The 21,140-nt window shown below is 60.9% G+C and carries 13 protein-coding genes; 1 reads left to right on the forward strand and 12 read right to left on the reverse strand.

The genetic code is table 11. From position 1 onward, the window contains the following. Positions 1-303: 303 nt before the first annotated feature. The 8 genes from I4W07_RS04460 to I4W07_RS04495 all read right to left on the reverse strand — a co-directional run bounded on the left by I4W07_RS04460 (position 304) and on the right by I4W07_RS04495 (position 14,176). Entirely contained in the window at positions 304-1,380 is a 1,077-nt protein-coding gene (locus I4W07_RS04460) for a DUF4179 domain-containing protein (protein ID WP_196025757.1), read from the reverse strand. Then, a complete protein-coding gene (locus I4W07_RS04465) occupies positions 1,331-1,849 on the reverse strand; it encodes an RNA polymerase sigma factor (RefSeq protein WP_196025758.1) in 519 nt (172 codons plus the stop codon). Before I4W07_RS04465 ends, I4W07_RS04460 begins: the two co-directional genes overlap by 50 nt. A 201-nt stretch (positions 1,850-2,050) precedes the next feature. Further along, on the reverse strand, positions 2,051-6,526 hold the full coding sequence (locus I4W07_RS04470; RefSeq protein ID WP_196025759.1) for a DNA-directed RNA polymerase subunit beta': 4,476 nt from the start codon (positions 6,524-6,526) through the stop codon (positions 2,051-2,053). 6 nt (positions 6,527-6,532) lie between these two features. Next, a complete protein-coding gene (gene rpoB / locus I4W07_RS04475; protein WP_271739754.1) occupies positions 6,533-10,024 on the reverse strand; it encodes a DNA-directed RNA polymerase subunit beta in 3,492 nt (1,163 codons plus the stop codon). A 287-nt stretch (positions 10,025-10,311) separates the two neighbouring features. After that, complete coding sequence (locus tag I4W07_RS04480; protein WP_196025760.1) at positions 10,312-11,220, reverse strand: UTP--glucose-1-phosphate uridylyltransferase; 909 nt, start codon at positions 11,218-11,220, stop codon at positions 10,312-10,314. 314 nt (positions 11,221-11,534) lie between these two features. Beyond that, positions 11,535-11,912, reverse strand: a complete 378-nt coding sequence (gene rplL / locus I4W07_RS04485; RefSeq protein ID WP_006235005.1) for a 50S ribosomal protein L7/L12 — start codon at positions 11,910-11,912, stop codon at positions 11,535-11,537. Between the two features lie 102 nt (positions 11,913-12,014). Next, on the reverse strand, positions 12,015-12,536 hold the full coding sequence (rplJ, locus tag I4W07_RS04490) for a 50S ribosomal protein L10 (RefSeq protein WP_196025761.1): 522 nt from the start codon (positions 12,534-12,536) through the stop codon (positions 12,015-12,017). Positions 12,537-13,039: 503 nt separating this feature from the next. Beyond that, positions 13,040-14,176, reverse strand: coding sequence for a pyridoxal phosphate-dependent aminotransferase (locus I4W07_RS04495; protein ID WP_196025762.1), 1,137 nt, complete (start codon positions 14,174-14,176; stop codon positions 13,040-13,042). A 93-nt stretch (positions 14,177-14,269) separates the two neighbouring features. Between I4W07_RS04495 and I4W07_RS04500 the strand changes: the two genes are divergently transcribed. Then, positions 14,270-14,932, forward strand: a complete 663-nt coding sequence (locus tag I4W07_RS04500; protein ID WP_196025763.1) for a hypothetical protein — start codon at positions 14,270-14,272, stop codon at positions 14,930-14,932. A gap of 1 nt (position 14,933) precedes the next feature. Here the strand turns inward: I4W07_RS04500 and I4W07_RS04505 are convergent, their stop codons facing one another. The 4 genes from I4W07_RS04505 to feoB form a co-directional block, all read right to left on the reverse strand. After that, a complete protein-coding gene (locus tag I4W07_RS04505) occupies positions 14,934-15,497 on the reverse strand; it encodes a uracil-DNA glycosylase family protein (RefSeq protein WP_196025764.1) in 564 nt (187 codons plus the stop codon). Between the two features lie 3 nt (positions 15,498-15,500). Beyond that, complete coding sequence (locus I4W07_RS04510) at positions 15,501-16,877, reverse strand: alpha-amylase family glycosyl hydrolase (RefSeq protein WP_196025765.1); 1,377 nt, start codon at positions 16,875-16,877, stop codon at positions 15,501-15,503. 153 nt (positions 16,878-17,030) lie between these two features. Further along, entirely contained in the window at positions 17,031-18,227 is a 1,197-nt protein-coding gene (locus I4W07_RS04515; RefSeq protein WP_196025766.1) for an MFS transporter, read from the reverse strand. A gap of 120 nt (positions 18,228-18,347) precedes the next feature. Beyond that, positions 18,348-20,759: a ferrous iron transport protein B gene (gene feoB / locus I4W07_RS04520; RefSeq protein ID WP_196025767.1), complete on the reverse strand. Its 2,412-nt coding sequence runs from the start codon at positions 20,757-20,759 to the stop codon at positions 18,348-18,350. Between the last annotated feature and the right edge of the window lie 381 nt (positions 20,760-21,140).

Consider the following 21,140-nt stretch of genomic DNA (forward strand, 5'->3'; position numbering starts at 1 on the left):
GCTGCTCTACAGTCCTGCGCAAGACGGAAAGCACATTAAGTGCTTTCCTTTGCGTGCGGAACTCGCGACAAACTTAAACAGCGGGCCGCCCGGGCCGGGAATCCGACGTGCTCGTCGGGGCAACGTTCCCTTCCAAAAAGGGACAGGTTTATTTTGGTCGGTTTTATCTGGGAAAACGCCACTCTTCACGGTGATTCGCATCCATTTGCCACGTTCTTCCGAGAATCAGACGAATAACGTCCAATCTACTCGTCCATATAACGCTAAAAAGGCCGCTTCCCCACTTGGGAAGCGGCCCAGACTTTACGAATAAACGATCGTAAAGGGTACTTCTGTTTCGGTCTCTCCTGTTGATGTGTACCTCGTGCCCTCAAGGGTTACCGAGACCACTTGATCGACATTGATCAGTTTTGTCGGCACCGAGATGTTCTCTCCGCTATTGCGCGTCAGCGAGACATAGAAATTGTACGCGCCCGCAGTATCATCTTCGATAATCTGCTCCGATCCATCCTTGTAGGTAACGGTCAACTTTTTCGTGACTGCGTCAATGCCCAGATCATCGATGTGCGTCTGGATGGAAAACGGGCTGATCTCGAGAGGCGAGTCATCGGAGCGGAGTTCCTTTGTATCGACGTACGCTCCGACGCTAAACTCGGGCGTCGATGCCTCGAACGGCTTCGCATCCTCGCCTTCGCCCTCGGTCCACGAGATATTCCAGGTGACCGCATGTTGAAAACCTCGCTCGCGATCCATAGAAGCAAAGTACATCGTGCCATTAATGACAGCATCGCTTGATGTGTCCTTATCAATGGTGCAGCGTGTGTCAGCCCATTCCTCGCCGAAGTTCATGCTGGGCGTGCCGATGCCTTGTTCTTCTTCACCATAGAGAACAAGTTCGCCTGTCTCTGCTGCCGGCTTGTAGTAGTTAACTCCATTTGGATTGGACAGCGTAAACGTCACGGCACCGCAACCGTTTTTATCGATAGCCATCTCATGGATATCGAGCGTATAGCCGTTACCCTCGACGGACAGATTAACCTTCTGTACTGAACCCTCCAGGCTCTGGGGCGCGATGCCATCACCAAACTCTCTGGTGTAGGTGTATTTAGTCCCCGATGAGCCACCGTTGGTCCAGGTAATGGAATCCCCATTGCCGTGGTTTCCCCAGGCTGAGGCAAAATAGCTGGAATTGATAACGGCGTAGGCGACCCCTCCGGTCGCCAGTACTCCGGCAAGACATCCGATTACGGCAACATACAGAGGCTTCGCGTGACCCTTTCGACGAAGCGGCTCTCCAGCCGCAGCATCAATAACACGGTCGGCAAGGTCGCTATCGGCTTGGATGGACTCGAAGGCCTGCTTGATTTGATTGGATTTCACGGTCGCCCTCCTCTAGGATGAATTTGAGCTTCGATCGACCACGAGCTAAACGCGTTCGAACGGTCGCGGCTGGTACATGCATCAACTCGGCAATCTCTGAGGTCGAAAAGCCCAGATAGTAATAGAGCACGATGGGAACGCGGAATCGCTCCGGAAGTCGCATAACGTCTGACAGGACCGCCTTGGTCTCATCCTGCGCCGCCGAAAGCGAATCGGCCAGGTTCTCAATATCCTCCACACGCCTCCATGGCTTTCGAAAGAGCGATTTGCATTCATTGATCGTGACCCGGATAAGCCAGCGACGAAGATGTTCCCAACTTTCAAAGTGTCCATCGCTTTTAAGCAACTTAAGAAAGACATCTTGGACAACATCATCGGCATCGGCGCGATCGCGCAGGTACGTCAATGCGATCCGAAACACGACATCACGGTGATCCTCGACCGCCTGTCTAAATGCTTGTTCTTCCATAATCACCACCCGGTGACGTTAATGATTCTTGCTGAGGTCCTCACCATAGATACGCTTTGACCGAACAGAATGTTTCAAATTCAAGCAGGAAAAACCTACCAAAATAAACCTGTCCCTTTTTGGCAGGTTTTCTTCAACAAAAAAGACCCGCTTCCCTGTTGGGAAACGGGTCTTTGGAAGGGCGGTTAACGTACTAGGAAATTACTCCTCGTCGTTGTCCTTGGCCTCTTCGGCGTCGTCGGTGTCCACGAGCTGGTTGAGCAGCTCGTCGAGGGAAGCCATGTCCTCGTTGATCGCGCCGTTGGCGGGAGCCTTCTTGTCGTCGATCGGGGCGCCCAGGAGCTCCTCGTCGGCGTCGGCGTGATGCGTCGGAGCGGAGGTACCCAGCAGGATATCGTCCGGACCGTCGGGGCTAAAGACCATCTGCAGCAGCTGCGAGAGGTCTTCCTCGTCGGCAACGTCGTCGTTGTTCTCGAGGATGTAGAGCAGGTCGTGGGCCTCCAGGCCGTCACGGAGCTCCTCGATCGCCTTGGCACCGATGCCATCGATGCGCAGCAGATCCTCCTCGGACTTGCCAACCAGGTCGCCGACCGTCTCGATGCCGACCTCGCTGAACTTGTTGGTCCAGCGCTGCGACACGCCCAGGTCGTCGAACAGGTACAGGCGAGCCTTCTCGGCAGAGATGGTGTGGCCGTTGCGGGTGAACGAACCGTCAGCACCACCGAACTCGTCGTAGCCGGCCCAGTCGAGCTGCTGCGGAAGCTGCTCGTCCAGGTCCTTGAGCTCCACCGGAGCCCACTCGGGCAGCGACTTGGCGTTGGGCGAAGCCGGGCCGTCGATGTCCACGTAGCCGTCGGCCGTGCGATACGTCAGCTTGGCGTTGGCGTACGGCTTGAGGCCGGTACCAGCCGGGATCTTCTTACCGACGATGACGTTGGACTTAAGGTCGAGCAGGTGATCGACCTTGCCCTCGATGGCAGCCTCGGTAAGGACGCCGGCGGTACGGATGAACGAAGCGCTCGACAGCCAGGAGTCGATGTTGGACGCGACCTTGAGCGTACCCAGGATGACGGGCTCGGCCACGGGAGCCTGACCGCCCAGACGGACAACGCGCTCGACCTCGTCGGCGAACTCGTAGCGGTCGACGTACTGACCAAGCAGGTACTTGGAGTCACCGGGGTTGGTGATCTGAACGCGACGCAGCATCTGACGTGCGAGCACCTCGATGTGCTTGTCGTTCAGGTCGACGCCCTGGCTGGTGTAGACGTCCTTGACGCTCTCGACGAAGGTGTGCATCGTCGACTCGATATCGGTCAGCTTGCGCAGGTTGCGGAAGTTGACGAAGCCCTTGGTGATCTGGTCGCCGGCGCGAACCTCGCAGCCGTCCTCGATCTCGGGCATAAAGCGCACCGAAGCGGGAACGCGACGCTCGTCGAGGACACGGGTGTGATCCTCGGAGTCGGTGAGCGTCAGCACGTACTCGGACTTCTCGGGCTTAATCGAGAGGTGACCGGAGTACGGAGCCAGCTCGGCCTCGCGACCCAGAATCTTCTCGTTGACGTTGCCGACGATATCGAACATACGGCTGACCGTAGGCAGACCCTGCGTAATATCGTCGACGCCAGCGACGCCGCCGGAGTGAATGGTACGCATCGTAAGCTGCGTACCGGGCTCGCCGATGGACTGGGCGGCAATAATGCCGACTGCGGTACCGATGGCGACCGGACGACGAGTGGAAAGATCCCAGCCGTAGCACTTCTGGCACACGCCGTACTTGGAGCGGCAGGTGAGCAGTGCGCGAAGCTTGACCTTCTTGAGGCCGGCATCGACCATCTTCTGGATGTCGGCGACCTTCTCGATGTAGCCGTCCTGCTCAAAGAGCACGGTGCCATCGGGAGCCACGACGTCCTCAATGAAGCAACGGCCGACGAGGTCGGTGTTGAGGTCGGTGGTGCCTGGGATGATGAGGTTGTAGGTGACGCCCTCGTGCGTACCGCAGTCCTCCTCGCGGACGATGACGTCCTGGGCCACGTCGACCAGACGACGGGTCAGGTAACCAGAGTCCGAAGTGTGGGATGCGGTATCGACCAGGCCCTTACGGGCGCCGTAGGTCGAAATGAAGTACTCGAGTGGCAGCAGGCCCTCGCGGAAGTTCGCCTTAATGGGAAGGTCGATCGTCTCGCCGGACATGTCTGCCATCAGGCCACGCATGCCGCCGAGCTGACGCAGCTGGGTCTTAGAACCACGGGCGCCGGAGTCGGCCATCATGTAGAGCGGGTTCTCCTCGTCGAACAAGTCGAGCATGAGCGCTGCAACCTTGTCGGTGCAAGCGGTCCACTCGTTAACGACTTCGATGTGGCGCTCCGTCTCGTTGATGAAGCCCTCCTCGAAGTACTCGTTGATCTGGTCGACGTTGGCCTGGGCGCGGTCGAGCAGCTCCTGCTTCTCGGCAGGGATGAGAGCGTCCCACACCGAGATGGTGAGGCCGGCGCGGGTAGCGTAGTGGAAGCCGGAGTACTTGATGGCGTCGAGGATCGGACCGACCTTGGCCTCGGGATAGCGATCGCAGCAGTCGGCAACCAGCTTGGCCACGTCGCCCTTGACCATCTTGTAGTTCATGAACTCATAGTCTTCGGGCAGGCACTGGCGGTTGAAGATGATGCGGCCGATGGAGGTCTCGAAGCGCGCGGTCTTGTTGCCGGTGACGTCGTAGTCGACAAACTCGTTCTTGCCGTTCTTGACGCGGAAGATACGGGTGCCGTCCTCGTTGATGACATTGGCGTCGGCAGCGGACACGCGGACCTGAATCTTGGCCTGCATGTCGACCTCGGAGCGGCAGTCATAGGCGTGCAGCGCGTCGTCAAAGCTGGCGAACACGTGGTTCTCGCCCGGCAGACCGTCGCGGACCTGGGTCAGGTAGTACACACCGATGATCATGTCCTGCGAGGGGATGTTGACCGGCTTGCCGGATGCCGGCGAGCGCAGGTTGTTCGCAGAGAGCATGAGCACGCGGGCCTCGGCCTGAGCCTGGCTGGACAGCGGCACGTGGACAGACATCTGGTCGCCGTCGAAGTCGGCGTTGAAGGGCGAGCAGACCAGCGGATGCAGGTGGATAGCCTTGCCCTCGACCAGCACCGGCTCAAAGGCCTGGATGGACAGACGGTGCAGGGTCGGTGCACGGTTGAGCAGCACGACGCGGCCGTCGATGACCTCTTCGAGGATGTCCCACACAAAGGTGGCACCACGGTCGATAGCGCGCTTGGCGCCCTTGATGTTCTCGACCTTGCCAAGCTCGACCAGGCGCTTCATGACGAAGGGCTTGAAGAGCTCCAGCGCCATGGTCTTGGGCAGACCGCACTGGTGCAGCAGCAGCTTGGGGTCGGTAACGATAACCGAACGGCCGGAGTAGTCGACACGCTTACCCAGCAGGTTCTGACGGAAACGACCCTGCTTGCCCTTGAGGGCCTCGGCGAGCGACTTGAGCGGGCGACCGCCACGGCCAGAGACCGGGCGACCACGACGGCCGTTGTCGAACAGGGCGTCCACGGACTCCTGGAGCATGCGCTTCTCGTTGTTCACGATAATCGCAGGGGCGTCCAGGTCGAGCAGGCGCTTGAGTCGGTTGTTACGGTTGATCACGCGACGATACAGGTCGTTGAGGTCGGACGCGGCGAAGCGGCCGCCGTCGAGCTGGACCATCGGGCGCAGATCGGGCGGAATGACCGGGATGACATCCAGGATCATGTTCGCGGGGTTGTTGCCGCCCTTCAGGAAGGCGTCAACGACCTCGAGGCGCTTAACGGCCTTCTCGCGCTTCTGCTTCTGGGAATCCTCGTCGGCGATGATGGCCTTGAGCTTCTCGGCCTCGGAGGGGAGGTCGATGGCAGCGAGCAGGTCGCGGACGGCCTCGGCACCCATACCACCCTTGAAGTACATGGAGTAGTAACGGGTCATCTCGCGGAACAGCGGCTCATCGGAGATGAGGTCGCGCTCGGTAAGCTTCATGAAGGCGTTGAAGGCGTCCGTGCGGAGCTGCTTCTCGTCCTTGCACTCTTCCTCGATGTCGACGATGCCAGAGGCGATCTCCTCGGGGGTCAGCGGCTCCTCGTCGGAGAACTCGTCGAAGTTCTCGGGGTTGCCCTGCTCCTTGAGGGACTCGATCTGGCGGGCGCACTCGGCATCGATCTCTTCCAGATCGGCGGCGAGCTCCTCGCGCAGGTCGTCAGCGTCGGCCTCGCGAGCCTCGTAGTCGACCTCGGTGATGATGTAGCTGGCAAAGTACAGAACCTTCTCGAGGTCCTTGGACTTGATGTCGAGCATACGGCTCATCGGGAAGCTCGTGGGGCTCTTGAAGTACCAGATGTGGGACACGGGAGCGGCGAGCTCGATGTGACCCATGCGCTCGCGACGAACCTTGGCCGAGGTGACCTCGACGCCGCAGCGCTCGCAGACGATGCCCTTAAAGCGGATGCCCTTGTACTTGCCGCAGGAGCACTCCCAGTCCTTGGCGGGACCGAAGATCTTCTCGCAGAACAGGCCGTCCTTCTCGGGCTTGAGGGTACGGTAATTGATGGTCTCCGGCTTCTTGACCTCACCGTGCGACCAGGAACGGATCTGGTCGGCGGAGGCAAGGGAGATCTTTACCGAGTCAAAATCAGTAGCTTCGAAATCTGCCACAGTCAACTACTCCTTATCAGTGGTCGTGGCGGCGACAGCCTCGGGTGCCTCGGCGGTCTCGGCATCCTGGGCCTCGACGTCGGTGTCAACGCCGGCGAGCGCAGCCAGGTCGTCGAGAGCAGAGGTCTCCTCGGCGGTCACAGGGGCGGAGGCGTCCTCGTCGGCATCGTGCATGGGCTCGATGTCCAGTGCGAGGGAACGGATCTCCTTGACGAGAACCTTGAAGGACTCGGGGATACCCGGAACCGGGACGTTCTCGCCCTTGACGATGGACTCGTAGGTCTTGACGCGGCCCACGGTATCGTCGGACTTGACGGTCAGGATCTCCTGCAGGACGTTGGCAGCACCGTATGCGTACAGTGCCCAAACTTCCATCTCGCCGAAGCGCTGGCCGCCGAACTGAGCCTTGCCGCCCAGCGGTTGCTGGGTAACCAGGCTGTAAGGGCCGGTCGAACGGGCGTGGATCTTGTCGTCGACCATGTGGCCGAGCTTGAGGATGTAGGACGTACCCACGGTAATGGGCTCGCGGAACTCCTCGCCGGTGCGGCCGTCGAACAGACGGGTCTTGCCGCGCTCGTCAAGCTGGATGACGAACTCGGGACGCATGTGATCGCCAAAGGCAGCGGTGGCCTTGTTGAGCATGTTCTTGTTGGCACGACGAATGACCTCGGCGATCTCATCCTCCTTGGCGCCGTCGAAGACAGGCGTGGCGGTGAAGAACGGACCGGGGACGTACTTGTCGGAGTCGGCCTGCTCGGTATCCCAACCGCAGGCAGCAGCCCAGCCAAGGTGGCACTCGAGCAGCTGGCCGACGTTCATACGCGAAGGAACGCCCAGCGGGTTGAGGATAACGTCGATCGGGGTACCGTCAGCCATGTAGGGCATGTCCTCGACCGGCAGAACGTTACAGATAACACCCTTGTTGCCGTGGCGGCCGGCGATCTTATCGCCCTGCTGGATCTTACGACGCTGGGCGACGTAGACGCGCACCTGCTCGTTGACGCCGGGGGCCAGATCGTCGCCGTTCTCGCGGCTAAAGCGGACGACGTCGATGACGCGGCCGTAAGCGCCGTGAGGCATCTTAAGGGAGGTGTCGCGAACGTCGTGGGCCTTGGCACCGAAGATGGCGCGCAGCAGGCGCTCCTCGGCGGTCAGAGCGCTCTCGCCCTTAGGCGTGACCTTGCCGACCAGGATGTCGCCAGGGCCGACCTCGGCGCCGATGCGGATAATGCCGTCCTCGTCGAGGTTGGCAAGCATATCCTCAGAGAGGTTCGGGATCTCGCGGGTGATCTCCTCGGGGCCGAGCTTGGTGTCGCGGGCATCGATCTCGTGACGGGTGATGTTGATGGTCGTCAGCAGGTCCTCGGCCACCAGGCGCTCGGACACGACGATACCGTCCTCGTAGTTGAAGCCTTCCCACGGCATGTATGCCACGGTGAGGTTCTGACCCAGTGCGAGCTCGCCATGATCGGTCGAAGGACCGTCAGCCAGGGGCTCGCCCTGCTCAACGGTGTCACCGACGCGCACGAGCGGACGGTGGTTGATGCAGGTGGACTGGTTGGAGCGCTGGTACTTGGCCAGGTGATACTCGTCCATGCCGCCGGCATGCTTGACGATGATCTTGGCGGCGTCGGCAAAGATGACCTCGCCGGCGTTCTTGGCCAGGGTGACCTCGCCAGAGTCCAGAGCGGCGCGACGCTCCATGCCGGTACCGACATAGGGAGCGGCAGGGTGAACCAGCGGCACGGCCTGACGCTGCATGTTAGCGCCCATCAGCGTACGCTTGGCGTCGTCGTGCTCGAGGAACGGGATCAGCGTGGCTGCGACGGAGAGCATCTGACGCGGCGAGACGTCCATGTAGTCGACGTCCTCGACAGGCACGTCGGCGGGAGCGCCGAAGGAGCCGTCGAAGTCGCGGGTACGGGCGATCACGGTGTGCGGGCGAACAAGCTTGCCCTCGGCATCGGTCGTGATGAACTCGTTGGTCTTGGGATCGAGCGGCGTGTTGGCCGGCGCGATGACGTGCTTCTCTTCCTCGTCAGCGGTCATCCAGTCGATCTGGTCGGTGGCAACGCCGTTCTCGACGCGACGGAACGGAGCCTCGATGAAGCCGTACTCGTTGACGCGGGCGTAGAGGGCGAGCGAGCCGATCAGGCCGATGTTGGGGCCTTCGGGGGTCTCGATCGGGCACATGCGGCTGTAGTGCGAGTTGTGGACGTCGCGGACGGCCGTCGGCACGTTGGTGCGGCGGCTGGAGCCAGACTTGTGGCCGGCAAGACCGCCAGGGCCGAGTGCGGACAGACGGCGCTTGTGGGTCAGACCGGTCAGGGGGTTCGCCTGGTCCATGAACTGCGAGAGCTGCGAGGAACCGAAGAACTCCTTGATGGAGGCCACGATCGGGCGGATGTTGATGAGCGACTGCGGGGTGATCTCGTCGATGTCCTGGGAGCTCATGCGCTCACGGACGACGCGCTCCATACGGCTCATGCCGATACGGAACTGGTTGGCGACGAGCTCGCCGACGGTACGGATGCGGCGGTTGCCAAAGTGGTCGATGTCGTCGACCTTGAAGCCCTGCTCGCCGGCAGCGAGGGACAGCAGGTAGCGCAGCGTCGCGACGATATCCTCGTCGGTGAGCACCGTGACCTCTTCCTCGGTGGTGAGGTTGAGCTTCTTGTTGACCTTGTAACGACCGACGCGGGCCAGATCGTAGCGCTGCGGGTTGAAGAGCAGGCCCTCGAGCAGGCTGCGGGAAGCGTCCACGGTGGGAGGCTCTCCCGGGCGCAGGCGACGGTAGATCTCGATAAGGGCATCCTCGCGGGTGAGGGCGGTATCGCGCTCGAGGGTGCGCTTGATCACATCGGAGTTGCCGAGCAGCTCGATGATGTCGTCGTTGGTGACAGCGATGCCAAGGGCGCGCAGGAACATCGTTGCGCTCTGCTTGCGCTTACGGTCAATGGAGACCATGAGCTGGTCGCGCTTGTCGACCTCAAACTCAAGCCAGGCACCGCGGGACGGGATGATCTGGGCCTTGTAGATCTGCTTGCCCGAATCCATCTCGGAGCTGTAGTACACGCCCGGGGAGCGGACGAGCTGCGAGACGACGATACGCTCGGTACCGTTGATGATGAAGGTGCCCTGATCGGTCATCATGGGGAAGTCGCCCATAAAGACGAGCTGCTCCTTGATCTCGCCGGTCTCCTTGTTGGTGAGACGGACGTCGGTCAGAAGCGGAGCCTGATAGGTCATATCCTTCTCGCGGCACTCCTCGACGGTGTGCGCGGGGTCGCCGAACTGATGCTCGCCGAAGGTAACCTCGAGAACATGGTTCTGGCTCTGGATGGGGCTGGATTCCTTGAACGCCTCACGAAGGCCCTCGTCCTTAAAACGCTCAAAGGATTCCCTTTGAACAGAGATAAGGTTGGGGAGCTCCATGGCCTCCGGGATTTTCCCGAAGCTGACGCGCTTGCGCTCAGTGGCAGTGTATGCGTAGGTCACCAGGTTTTTCCTCCTTCACGGAAATGCTCGGTGGGTTGGCGAGGCATAGCTTCGCCAGTTATCGCAACCTAATAGTTTATCAGGTACCGACCGTTGGGCAAGAAAAGCCTTGACGCGATTGAGTTTTTGGAGTAGCAAAGTTTTTCGACAGAAAACACGCAGGTAGATAGTGGTATACCGAACATCTGTTCATATATTTTCTGTGAACAGAGAGCCGGCAATCGCAGCTCTTATAAAAAACGGGCGCGAACCGAGGTCCGCGCCCGTAAATGTCGATGTCCGAAGGCTTACTTGCGCATCAAGCCGCCGCGCTCGTCGATGGCGTCCCAGAAGGCGCTTGCAAAGCGAGGATCGCTTGCAGCCATGAGAGCGTTGGTGGCCATCCAGCCAGAGGGAGTGCCGGTGTCGTAGCCCGACAGCGGGTCGATGACGACCGCGTACATGGCCTCGCGGTCGAGCGAGCGGGCCATGGCGTCGGTAAGCTGAATCTCGCCGCCCTTGCCGGCCTGCTGATCAGCGAGCAGGTCCATGACCAGCGGGCTCAGCAGATAACGGCCGACAATGTACAGGTTGGACGGAGCCGCCTCGGGAGCGGGCTTCTCGACCAGACCGCCGATGCGCCAGACAGCGCCCGGCTCTGCATCGGCAACGTCCTCGGCGCCCTCGAGCGAACCGACGCGCTCGCCGGCGATAACGCCGTAGCGGCTGACTTCCTCGGGCAAGCAAGCAGCGACGGCGATAACCGAAGCTCCACCGTGCTCCTTGGAAACGGCGAGCATCTTGTCGCAGATGTCGCGATTAGGCACAACGTAGTCGCCCAGAAGAACCAGGAAGTTCTCCCCTGCCACGGCGTCGGCAGCAGAGCGGATAGCATGGCCGAGGCCCTTGGGCTCGTACTGATAACGGAAGTCGACCGGCATACCGCCAGCGTGGGCGACGGCATCGGCATAGGCGTTCTTGCCGCGCTCGCGCAGCAGGTTCTCGAGCGAGCGATCGGGCTGGAAGTAGTTCAGTAGCTCGGGCTTACCGGGAGATGTAACGATGATGGCGTCGTCGACTTCCTCGGGGTCGAGCGCCTCCTCGACGACGTACTGAATGACGGGCTTGTCGAGCACCGGCAGCATCTCTTTGGGCGTGCACTTGGTGCCAGGCAGAAAACGCGTGCCAAGACCGGCGGCGGGGATGATTGCCTTCATGTTATTCAAAGATCCTTTCGCAGGCGCAAAAGCGCCCCATGCGTGCGGCGCACGGCCGCAGACCAAATTGCGATACCCAAGCATCTTACCGCTGGAACTATATGTCGCTACAAGGCAGAGACAATTCTTCAGCAGGTCAACGCAAATTATTGCTCGAATGGTGCAATTTTATTGCCCAACGGCAGGGCACCCGATACGACGCAAATCACAGAATACGGCAGTTTGAGCTACCGATGTCGAGGGACTGAAAAACAAAAAAGACGGGGCTCGCAATGCGAACCCCGCCTGCAAAGAAATCTGGCGAGAAAGCCTGATTACTTGAGGGTGACAGCAGCGCCAGCAGCCTCGAGCTTCTCCTTGGCAGCCTCGGCGTCCTCCTTCTTGGCACCCTCGAGAACAGCCTTGGGAGCGCCCTCGACGACCTCCTTGGCCTCCTTCAGGCCAAGGTTGGTGAGCTCACGGACGGCCTTGATGACCTGGATCTTGTTGTCGCCGAAGCCCTCGAGCACGACGTCAAACTCGGTCTTCTCCTCGGCCTCAGCAGCGCCAGCAGCGGGAGCGGCGACAACAGCGGCAGGAGCAGCGGCGGAAACGCCGAAGGTGTCCTCGATAGCCTTAACGAGCTCGGAAGCCTCGAGAAGGGTCATTTCCTTAAGAGCATCGATGATCTCATCGGTGGTAAGCTTAGCCATTTCTAAGTCCTTTCGGTTTCCGTGCGGATGCACGGAGATCAGTTAAAACACGGCGCGAAAGCGCCAGGGGTGCGGCGTTGCCGCCGCGGGTGAAAACAGCAACTAGGCTGCCTTCTGCTCGGAGACCTGCTGGATCGAACGAGCGAGACCAGAGGAAACGCCGTTGACGCAGACAGCGATGTCGCGAGCGAAACCGGAGATGAGACCGGCGATCTGGCCGAGAAGCTGATCCTTGGTGGGCAGCTCGGCGATAGCCTTAACATCATCAGCGGAAACGGCCTTGCCGTCGGAGATACCGCCCTTGATCTCAAGGACGCCCTTGGACTTAGCGGAGAAGTCCTTAAGGGCCTTAGCGGACTCGACCGGCTCGGTCTCGTAGAACACATAAGCAACGGGGCCGGCGAGGATCTCGTCGAGCTCGGGCTGCTCCTGGTTCTTGAGGGCGATCTTGACCAGGTTGTTCTTGTAGACCTTCATCTCGGCGCCGCACTCGCGAAGCTGATGACGCAGCTCTTGAGCCTGCTTAACCGTCAGACCGTTGTAGTTGACGACGAACAGACCGGCGTTCTCGGCGATACGGGACTCGATCTCTGCAACCTTGTCGATTTTGTACTGCTGGGGCATGAATTACACCTCCTCGAATTCTTTCCGGGCACGGTCCGCCACAAGGACGTGACGGGGGCATGTCCAAAAAGAAAGCCCCCGCGCTGCATGAGCGACGGGGGCGAGAAGACATATCTACTCGACCACCTCGGCTGGCGGGAAGTCCCATTAAGCTCGCGGGTAAGACCCGTTTGCGCCGGCTGTCTCTGGCAGCGGATTCGTGCGTGAACCGAAAGTATTATGGCGGGGACCCCGGCGTCGGTCAACGGGCGCGAGGATTCGTACACAAACCCTGCATACGCTCCGGTCCGAGGGGCCGGGTTGAGATTTTCGCTCGGTCAAGTCCTGGCTCGCACGAAGAGCACATTAAGTGCTCTTCGGCTCGTGCGGAATCTACGAAAATCTCAACCCGGCCCCTCGGACCGGAGCTGCGGTAACTTTGCTGCGAATCCTCGTGTCCGTTGAGCGACGCGCCCCACTCATAATGCTTGGGTCGGTGGGCTGATGTGTTGCGTCCCGTTGGGCTATAAGGTTGAAATGAAGGTGGACAGGCGATTTAGGCCTTCGTCCAAATCTTGGTCGGAAACGCAGTAGCTTAGGCGGATGTGGCCTTCGGTGCCGAAGCAGTCGCCCGGGACTAGGGCTACGTTTGCTTCTTTGATGGCTTTGATACAGAAGTCTTCGCTGGTTAGGCCGTACTGTCTGATGCTCGGGAAAGCGTAGAAGGCGCCGGCTGGTTCCACTACGTCGAGGCCCATGGCGTCTAAGGCTGCGAGTACGCGTTCGCGACGGGCTCGGTAGACTTTGAGCATGGGGGTTGGGTCGACGGTCAGGGCTCGGGCTGCGGCGTCCATTTCGAAGGAGACGGCACTCGATACTAAGTATTGGTGAGCCTTGGCGATCTCGGCGATGACGGGTGCCGCTGCCGCGAGCCAGCCCAGGCGCCAGCCGGTCATGGACCAGGGCTTGGAGAAGCTCTCGATGATGACCGTCTGTTCACGCAGCTCCGGGTGACGCTGGGCAAAGCGCTCGTAGCCATCCACATAAACCAGGCGGTTGTATACGTCGTCGCAGACCACGTAGATGCCCGCCTGCTCTGCCACGCGCGCCACGGCGTCGAGCGATGCTGCGCTGAGGATGCAGCCCGTGGGGTTGTTGGGCGAGCAGATGACGATGGCCTTGGTCGCCGGCGTCACACAGGCACGAAGTGCGTCCTCGTCAATCTGGAATTGCGTAGGCTCCGTATCCAAAAAGACCGCTTTGGCGTGGTTGGCCACGACGATGCTCTCGTACAGGCCAAAGGCCGGCGTGGGGATGATGACCTCGTCGCCGGGGTTGAGCATAGCCATGAATGCTGCCGACAGGGCCTCAGTCGCGCCATCGGTCAGGATGACCTCGTCGGCCGAAAACGTAAGGCCCACGTCTCCCATGTAGGTAGACAACGCCTCACGCAGGGCGGGGCGACCGTTGTTGGGCGGATAGTGCGTGTCACCGCGGTCCAGTGCGGCGGTCACCTCGGCGCTAATCACATCGGGCGTGGGAAAATCGGGCTCGCCAAGCGCAAGCGCGATGCACCCCGGGTGCTGGGCGGCGAGCGCGTTGATTCGGCGGATACCGGAGGGCTTGAGCGTGGCAAGCGAGGTATTCATGGGCAGTCGCATGGCGTTCCTTTCGTAAGGGTTGCACTAGGATAGCGCGGCGGGGCGCCGCCGGACGGTGTAACCTAAACGGAAACCAACCGGAAAGGAGGCAGCATGGAGCCGACCACACACGGCGATGTACCAAAAACACTGCAAACCATTGCGTATATCAGCATTCCCAATAGCGCCGATCTTGAGTTTTTGCTTTGGGACCTGCAGGATGCCATCGCCGCCTATGCACAGCTTTCTGGCACCGCGCTCCCCCGCCCGGTCGACTTGAAGGCAAATGACGCCGGCAGCGTTGCCGATGGCATCGTGCTGGCCATTGAAGATGTGGCTGACGATGAGACGTTGACAGCCATCGAGCAGGCGCTTGAGCGCTTTGGCGGTACGGGAACGCGCGTCTATGCCGCGATTCGAGCCGCACAAGAGGGCACTGAGCAGGCGCGCGGGACCGCCGTTCGCCTGCACAAGGCATGTGAGCGCCATGACCAATTGTGGTGTGGCGGCGTTGCCATCTGCGCCGGCAGCGGCATCGCGGCGCTTCGCCATTCCCCACGCATGGGCCTCTTGCGCCGACCATTTTCGGAAGCGATGGATAAGCTTGTGGGCGCCGTGCGCATGGGCTGCTCCATTGAACATGCGCAGCTGCTTGGAGGTAGCAATGCCGATAGTGTCGACGCCGACGGCATGGTGCGTGTCGAGCCCGCGCTGCCCGCGCCGATCTGGCGCACCATCATCAAACGCCTCAGCACCCATGCTCAATCCAATATCTAAATTAGAGAGCGGCCCAGTCAACGGCTGCATGCCAACGCTCAACAAGACGTTCCAGACGCCACGCTGCATTGGCGGGACTTGTCGAGGGCAGGACGATGGCGGACAGCCCGGTGCGTTCTTGTAGATAGCGCTTGTAGAGCCGGCCAGCTGTACCACCGTTGCATATCACCCGCCCAATGGGAGCTGTGCCGGTAATGCGCTCGATATGTGCCGGCACAACGTTGCGAATGCTCGCGTCGCTCGAGCCCTCAATGTCGCAGCTCTCGATCACATCCCACAGGGCCACGCCGCCGTTCAGTAGCATGGCCCGCTTGACGGCAATCGAGGCATCGAGCGTCGCGGGCTCACCGCTTGCCAAAGGATCGCCCTCGTTGGGCGGCACGGGCACACCGAGGCACGCGGCCATCACGCGCCAAAAGCGGTTCTGCGGATTGCCGTAGTAGAAGGCATTGGCACGCGAGAGCACCGAGGGAAACGACCCCAGCACCAAAACGCGCGAGCGCTCGTCAAACACGGGCTCAAACCCATGCTCAATATGTTGATAGCCCTCGTCGGACGCAGCCATGGCCTAGGCCCTCAGCAGATAACGCACCTCGTAGGGCGCAAGCTCAAGGGAGCCCGCCAGCTCGACCGTGGGCGCGCCGTCGGCAAGCAGGTCGACAAAGGAGCCGTTGAGCTCGCCGGCGCCAAAGGTGTAAGGCTCGTCCACGGCGTTCACTGCCACGAGCACCGTCGCATCGTCGCAGGCGCGCTCGAACAGCAGCTGTTTATTCTGGATCACCACGTTGCGATAGGCACCGTAGTTAAGAGCACGGGCAGCTGCGTCGTCGGTCGAGCGAAGGTGCGCGAGCTGCGTGATGAACGCCGTCAGCTCGTTGGGCGCAGGCTCATCGAGCACAGGGCGCAGCGCCCAGTCGCCATCGGGGCCGCCCTTTTCGCCAGGAATCCCCCACTCGCTGCCATAGTAGACGCACGGGATGCCCGGCATGCCAAACAGCATGCCATAGGCGGGACGCAGGCACGACTTGTCGGTGAGGATGCTCGCCAGGCGCGGCACGTCGTGGTTGTCGACAAACGACAGCAGGTGTTTGCCGCGGTAGATGCACCAGGGGTCGCCGCCAAACTGACGGTGCAGCGAGTGCGCGATCTCGAACATGTTGACCGAGTTAAAGCTGGAGTACAGGCCCTTGTAGCACTCGTAGTTGGTGCAGGAGTCGAGCATCTCATCGTTGACGATCTGGTTGTAGTCGCCGTGGAGCGTCTCGCCGATCAGCGCGAAGTCGGGCTTGAGCTCACGGGCAAAGGCGTGCAGGCGGCGCATAAAGTCGCGGTCGAGCATATAGGCAACGTCCAGGCGCAGGCCGTCGACGCCAAAGACCTCGGCCCAACGGCGCACAGACTCGAGCAGGTAATCGACCACAGCGGGATTTTGCAGGTTGAGCTTCACAAGCTCAAAATGGCCTTCCCAGCCCTCGTACCAAAAGCCGTCGCCATAGCAGGAGTCGCCGTCAAAGCTAATGTGGAACCAGTCCTTGTACGGCGAGTCCCACTTACGCTCCTGCACATCGCGGAAGGCCCAAAAGCCGCGACCGACGTGGTTGAAGACAGCGTCGAGCACCACGCGGATGCCGTGGGCATGCAGCGTCTCGCACACGGCGGCAAAGTCGGCGTCCCCACCCAGGCGGCAGTCGATGTGGCGCAGGCTGCGCGTGTCGTAGCCATGGCTATCGGATTCGAGCGGCGGGTTAATGAGCACAGCGCCGATACCGAGTTTTTGCAGGTAGTCGGCCCATTTGGCGATCTTCATGATGGGCGCATCGGGGTTGGGCGCGGCGTTGGCAGCCTGGGCGAGCTCATCCTCGGCAACGGGCGCGGCGTTTTCGCGCGGAGCTCCGCAAAAGCCCAGCGGATAGATCTGATAGAACGTCGTCTCGTATGCCCACATAGCAACCTCCCGGTAAGCTCAACACAACGACATCCATTGTATGCCCAGCTTGTATCCTCTCCCCCAAAATAAGTTGCGGTGGAATAGTTCCTGCCTGGGCCTTCAGAGGCCTTAAACAGGAACTATTCCACCGCAACTGATGAGGGGACGTGGTTAGGCGACAGGCTTTGCGCGACGAATGACCGGGAACATCACCGTGATAGCGAGGATGACGCCCACGGCAGCGATCGCACCACCCGCGTAGCCGATCAAGGCGATACCGGGGCCCGAAACCACGGCTCCGCCGATCGCGGTACCCGTGCCGATACCCAGATTAAACAGGCCCGAGAAGATCGACATGGCGACGGCCGACGAATCTGCCGACGTGCACTTGATGAGCTCGGCCTGAAACGCCACGTTAAAGGCCGTGGCGCAGCAACCCCACAGTGCGCAGACGGCAAGCACTGTCACGAGCGACGATGCGGCCGGCCCCATGAGCAGCAGGGCCACCGGCACGCCGGAGAGCGTGATAGCCAAGAACGGGAAGCGATGCCCATCGAACAGGCGGCCAAACAGCCAGCTTCCGAGCAAACCAGAGCAGCCAAACGCCGTCAGCGTCATGGTAATGGCGCCCGCATCGACGTGCGCGACCTGCGCCAGGAAGGGCTCGATATAGCTGTAGCTTGCGTAATAGCCGGTCGCCATGAAGACCGTGACTGCGTAGAGCGCGATGAGGAGCGGGTTCTTGAGCAGCTCGGGCAGCTGTTTGACGGTAAAGCGCTCACCCGCCGGCATGGCCGGGAACACCGCTGCCTGGTAGACGACCGCGATGGCTGAGAGGCCCCCGACCACGGCAAACGTCATGCGCCAGCCCACGGCCAAGCCAATGGCGCGACCGAGAGGCAGGCCAAAGATCTGCGCGATGGACGAGCCCGTAGCGATCATGCTGATGGCGAGCGCGCCGTGGCGAGTGTCGACCAGGCGCGAGGCCATAATCGAGGCGACTGACCAGAACACGGCATGTGCGCAAGCGACCACCAGGCGCGCGCAGACCAGGATGGGATAAGTCGGCGCCACAGCGGACAGAAACTGGCCCAGCGAGAACACGGCGAGCACGCCCAGCAGCATCCGCTTGAACTCGAAGCGCGAGGCAAACACCATGAGCGGCAACGACAGCAGCATGACGCCCCAGGCGTAGACCGAGATCATGATGCCCGCCTGGGCCTCGGTGAGCGAGAACGACGCGGCGATATCAGTCAAAAGGCCGATGGGCATAAACTCCGACGTGTTGAACACGAACGCACAGCAGGTGAGCCCGATGAGCGGGAGCCACTGCTTGAGCGTGATGCCGTCTTGCCTTATCTGAGTCATATATAACGTCTCCAATCGTTTTGAGCGGAGGCGATTATATAGCAACGGCCCCGCATCCGTCAGTACAGATGCGGGGCCGAAAACAATTCGATACACAGAGGTTGCGCCGTCAATTCATAACTAAGCCAACCCCAGCAATATGCCCGCCGAATGCACGACAAACGCCACGATCCAGGCAACGGCGACCTGAAACGCGAATACGGCCACGGCATAGCGCGCGCCCAACTCGCTCTTGACGGCGCCGATTGCCGCCACACAAGGCGGGTACAGCAACGTAAAGACCAAGAACACGTAGGCGGTAAACGGCGAAAACATGGTCGACAGCGCCGCGGGCGACGTTGCGCCCAAAAGCACCGTGAGCGTCGAGATGACGCTCTCCTTGGCAATGAGCCCCGTGACGAGCGCCGTCGAGGCGCGCCAGTCGCCAAAGCCGAGCGGGGCCAACACCGGCGCGATGATGCTACCCAGACCGGCAAGCAGGCTTTGCGACTGGTCGGCGACCACGTTAAAGCGGATATCGAACGTCTGCAGGAACCAGATGACCACCGTAGCGGCAAAGATAATGGTAAAGGCCTTGGTGATGAAGTCCTTGGCCTTATCCCATGCCAGCATCACCGTCGTCTTGACGCTCGGCAGGCGGTAATTGGGGAGCTCCATGATAAACGGCACCGGGTCGCCCTTAAATGCCGTGCGGTTGAGCACCAAAGCCGCGACGCAGCCGACCACGATACCGATCAGATAGAGCGAGACCATGGCGGGAACCGTCGCCTGCGGGAAAAACGCCCCGCACAGCAAGCCGTAAACCGGCAGCTTGGCTGAGCAGCTCATAAACGGCGTGAGCATGACCGTCATCTTGCGGTCGTGCTCGGATGGGAGCGTACGGGTCGACATGATAGCCGGCACGGTGCAGCCAAAACCGACGAGCATGGGCACGAAACTGCGGCCCGACAGGCCAAAGCGACGCAACACCTTATCCATGACAAAGGCCACGCGCGCCATGTATCCGGAGTCTTCCAGAATGGAGAGGAACAAAAAGAGCACGACGATAATCGGCAGGAAGGTCAGCACACTGCCCACGCCCGTAAGCACGCCGTCGACAGCCAGCGAGCGCACCACGTCGTTGGTACCGAACGCCTTGAGGCCCGCATCGGCCGAGGCGATGATGGCAGCGATACCGTCCTCCATAAGTCCCTGCAACGCCGCGCCGATCACGCCAAACGTCAGCCAAAAGACGAGGCCCATGATCACCAGAAACGCCGGAATGGCTGTGTAACGACCTGTCAGGATGCGGTCAATCTTGACGGAGCGCACGTGCTCGCGGCTCTCGTGCGGCTTGACGACGCAACGCCCGCACACGTCGCCGATAAAGCTAAAACGCATATCGGCCAGCGCAGATAGGCGGTCGGTGCCGGCCTCGCCCTCCATCTGGGTGATGATGTGCTCGATAGCGTCGAGCTCATTGCGATCCAGGTGAAGCGCCTCGGTTACCAGCTCATCGCCCTCGACCAGCTTGGTCGCCGCAAAGCGCACCGGGATGTGCGCCGTCACGGCATGGTCCTCGATCAGGTTAGCAATACCGTGGATGCAGCGATGCAGTGCACCGCCGTCCGGACCGTCGGGCGCGCAAAAGTCCAGGCGACCGGGGCGCTCGCGGAACCGCGCCACGTGCAGGGCGTGGTCCACCAGCTCGCCGATGCCCTCGTTGCGGGCAGCGCTAATGGGGACAACGGGCACGCCCAACAGGCTCTCGAGCAAGTTGACGTCCACGGCGCCGCCGTTGGCGGTCACCTCGTCCATCATGTTGAGCGCGATGACCATAGGACGGTCAAGCTCCATGAGCTGCAGTGTCAGGTACAGGTTGCGCTCGATGTTGGTGGCGTCAATGATGTCGATGATGGCGTCCGGACGCTCGTCGAGGATGAACTGACGGCTCACGACCTCCTCGCCTGTGTACGGCGACAGGGAGTAAATGCCGGGCAGGTCGGTAACGCTCGCCTCGGGATGGTTACGGATGGTGCCATCTTTGCGGTCGACCGTCACGCCGGGAAAGTTACCGACATGCTGGTTGGAGCCCGTCAGCTGGTTGAATAACGTGGTCTTGCCGCAGTTTTGGTTGCCGGCGAGGGCAAAGTGCAGCGGCGCGCCCTCTGGCACGGCCGTCTTTGCCGCACGGGGCGAATACGTCCCCTCGCCCAGGGCCGGATGCTCCGTCGTGCCGATTGCGGCGTTAGCGCGCGGACCCGTATCGGTGTCGTGAATACCCACGAGCTCGATGCGAGCGGCATCGTCCTTACGCAGTGTCAACTCGTAGCCACGCAGGCGGATCTCGAGCGGGTCACCCATGGGGGCGTACTTCATCATGGTGACTTCGGTGCCCGGCGTTAGACCCATGTCCAAAATATGCTGTCGGAGTGCCTGATCGTCCGATGCCACCGATGCGACAACGGCGTCCTTTCCAATCTCGAGTGTATCGAGCTTCACGTCCGTGTTCCTCCCCCGGCGCCCACAGGGCGTTGTATTTATGTTCACCATGGCTAACCGTTTGCCATGGCTAACCAATTGTAACCATGCATGATAGCGCGAACACACAACGACGTTCAATCGACAGATTGCTGCAAGGAACGTCCCCAAGTGCCGGCACAAAAGGAACGTCCCCGAGTGCCAAGTGCCGCAAGAGTGTCCCTTTCGACTAGTCGCTTAAGAACGTCCCCAATGACTACCTACGCCAAGCCCTTGACAGCTAGGACGATGCCGATGTCTTGGAACCGACAGCGAAAGCCCGCCAGGGCGAGCAAGGTGCCTTGAAACGAGGCGGCATTGACCTTCTGGTCATGCCGCCGAAGTTGAAAGGCAGATTGCCGCCCTGGCGGGCTTGCAGCGTCAAGTGGTTACGGCGTTTGGTAAAACGCCGTA

It is taken from the genome of Collinsella aerofaciens (assembly GCF_015670745.1).
GTDB classification, from domain to species: domain Bacteria; phylum Actinomycetota; class Coriobacteriia; order Coriobacteriales; family Coriobacteriaceae; genus Collinsella; species Collinsella aerofaciens_T.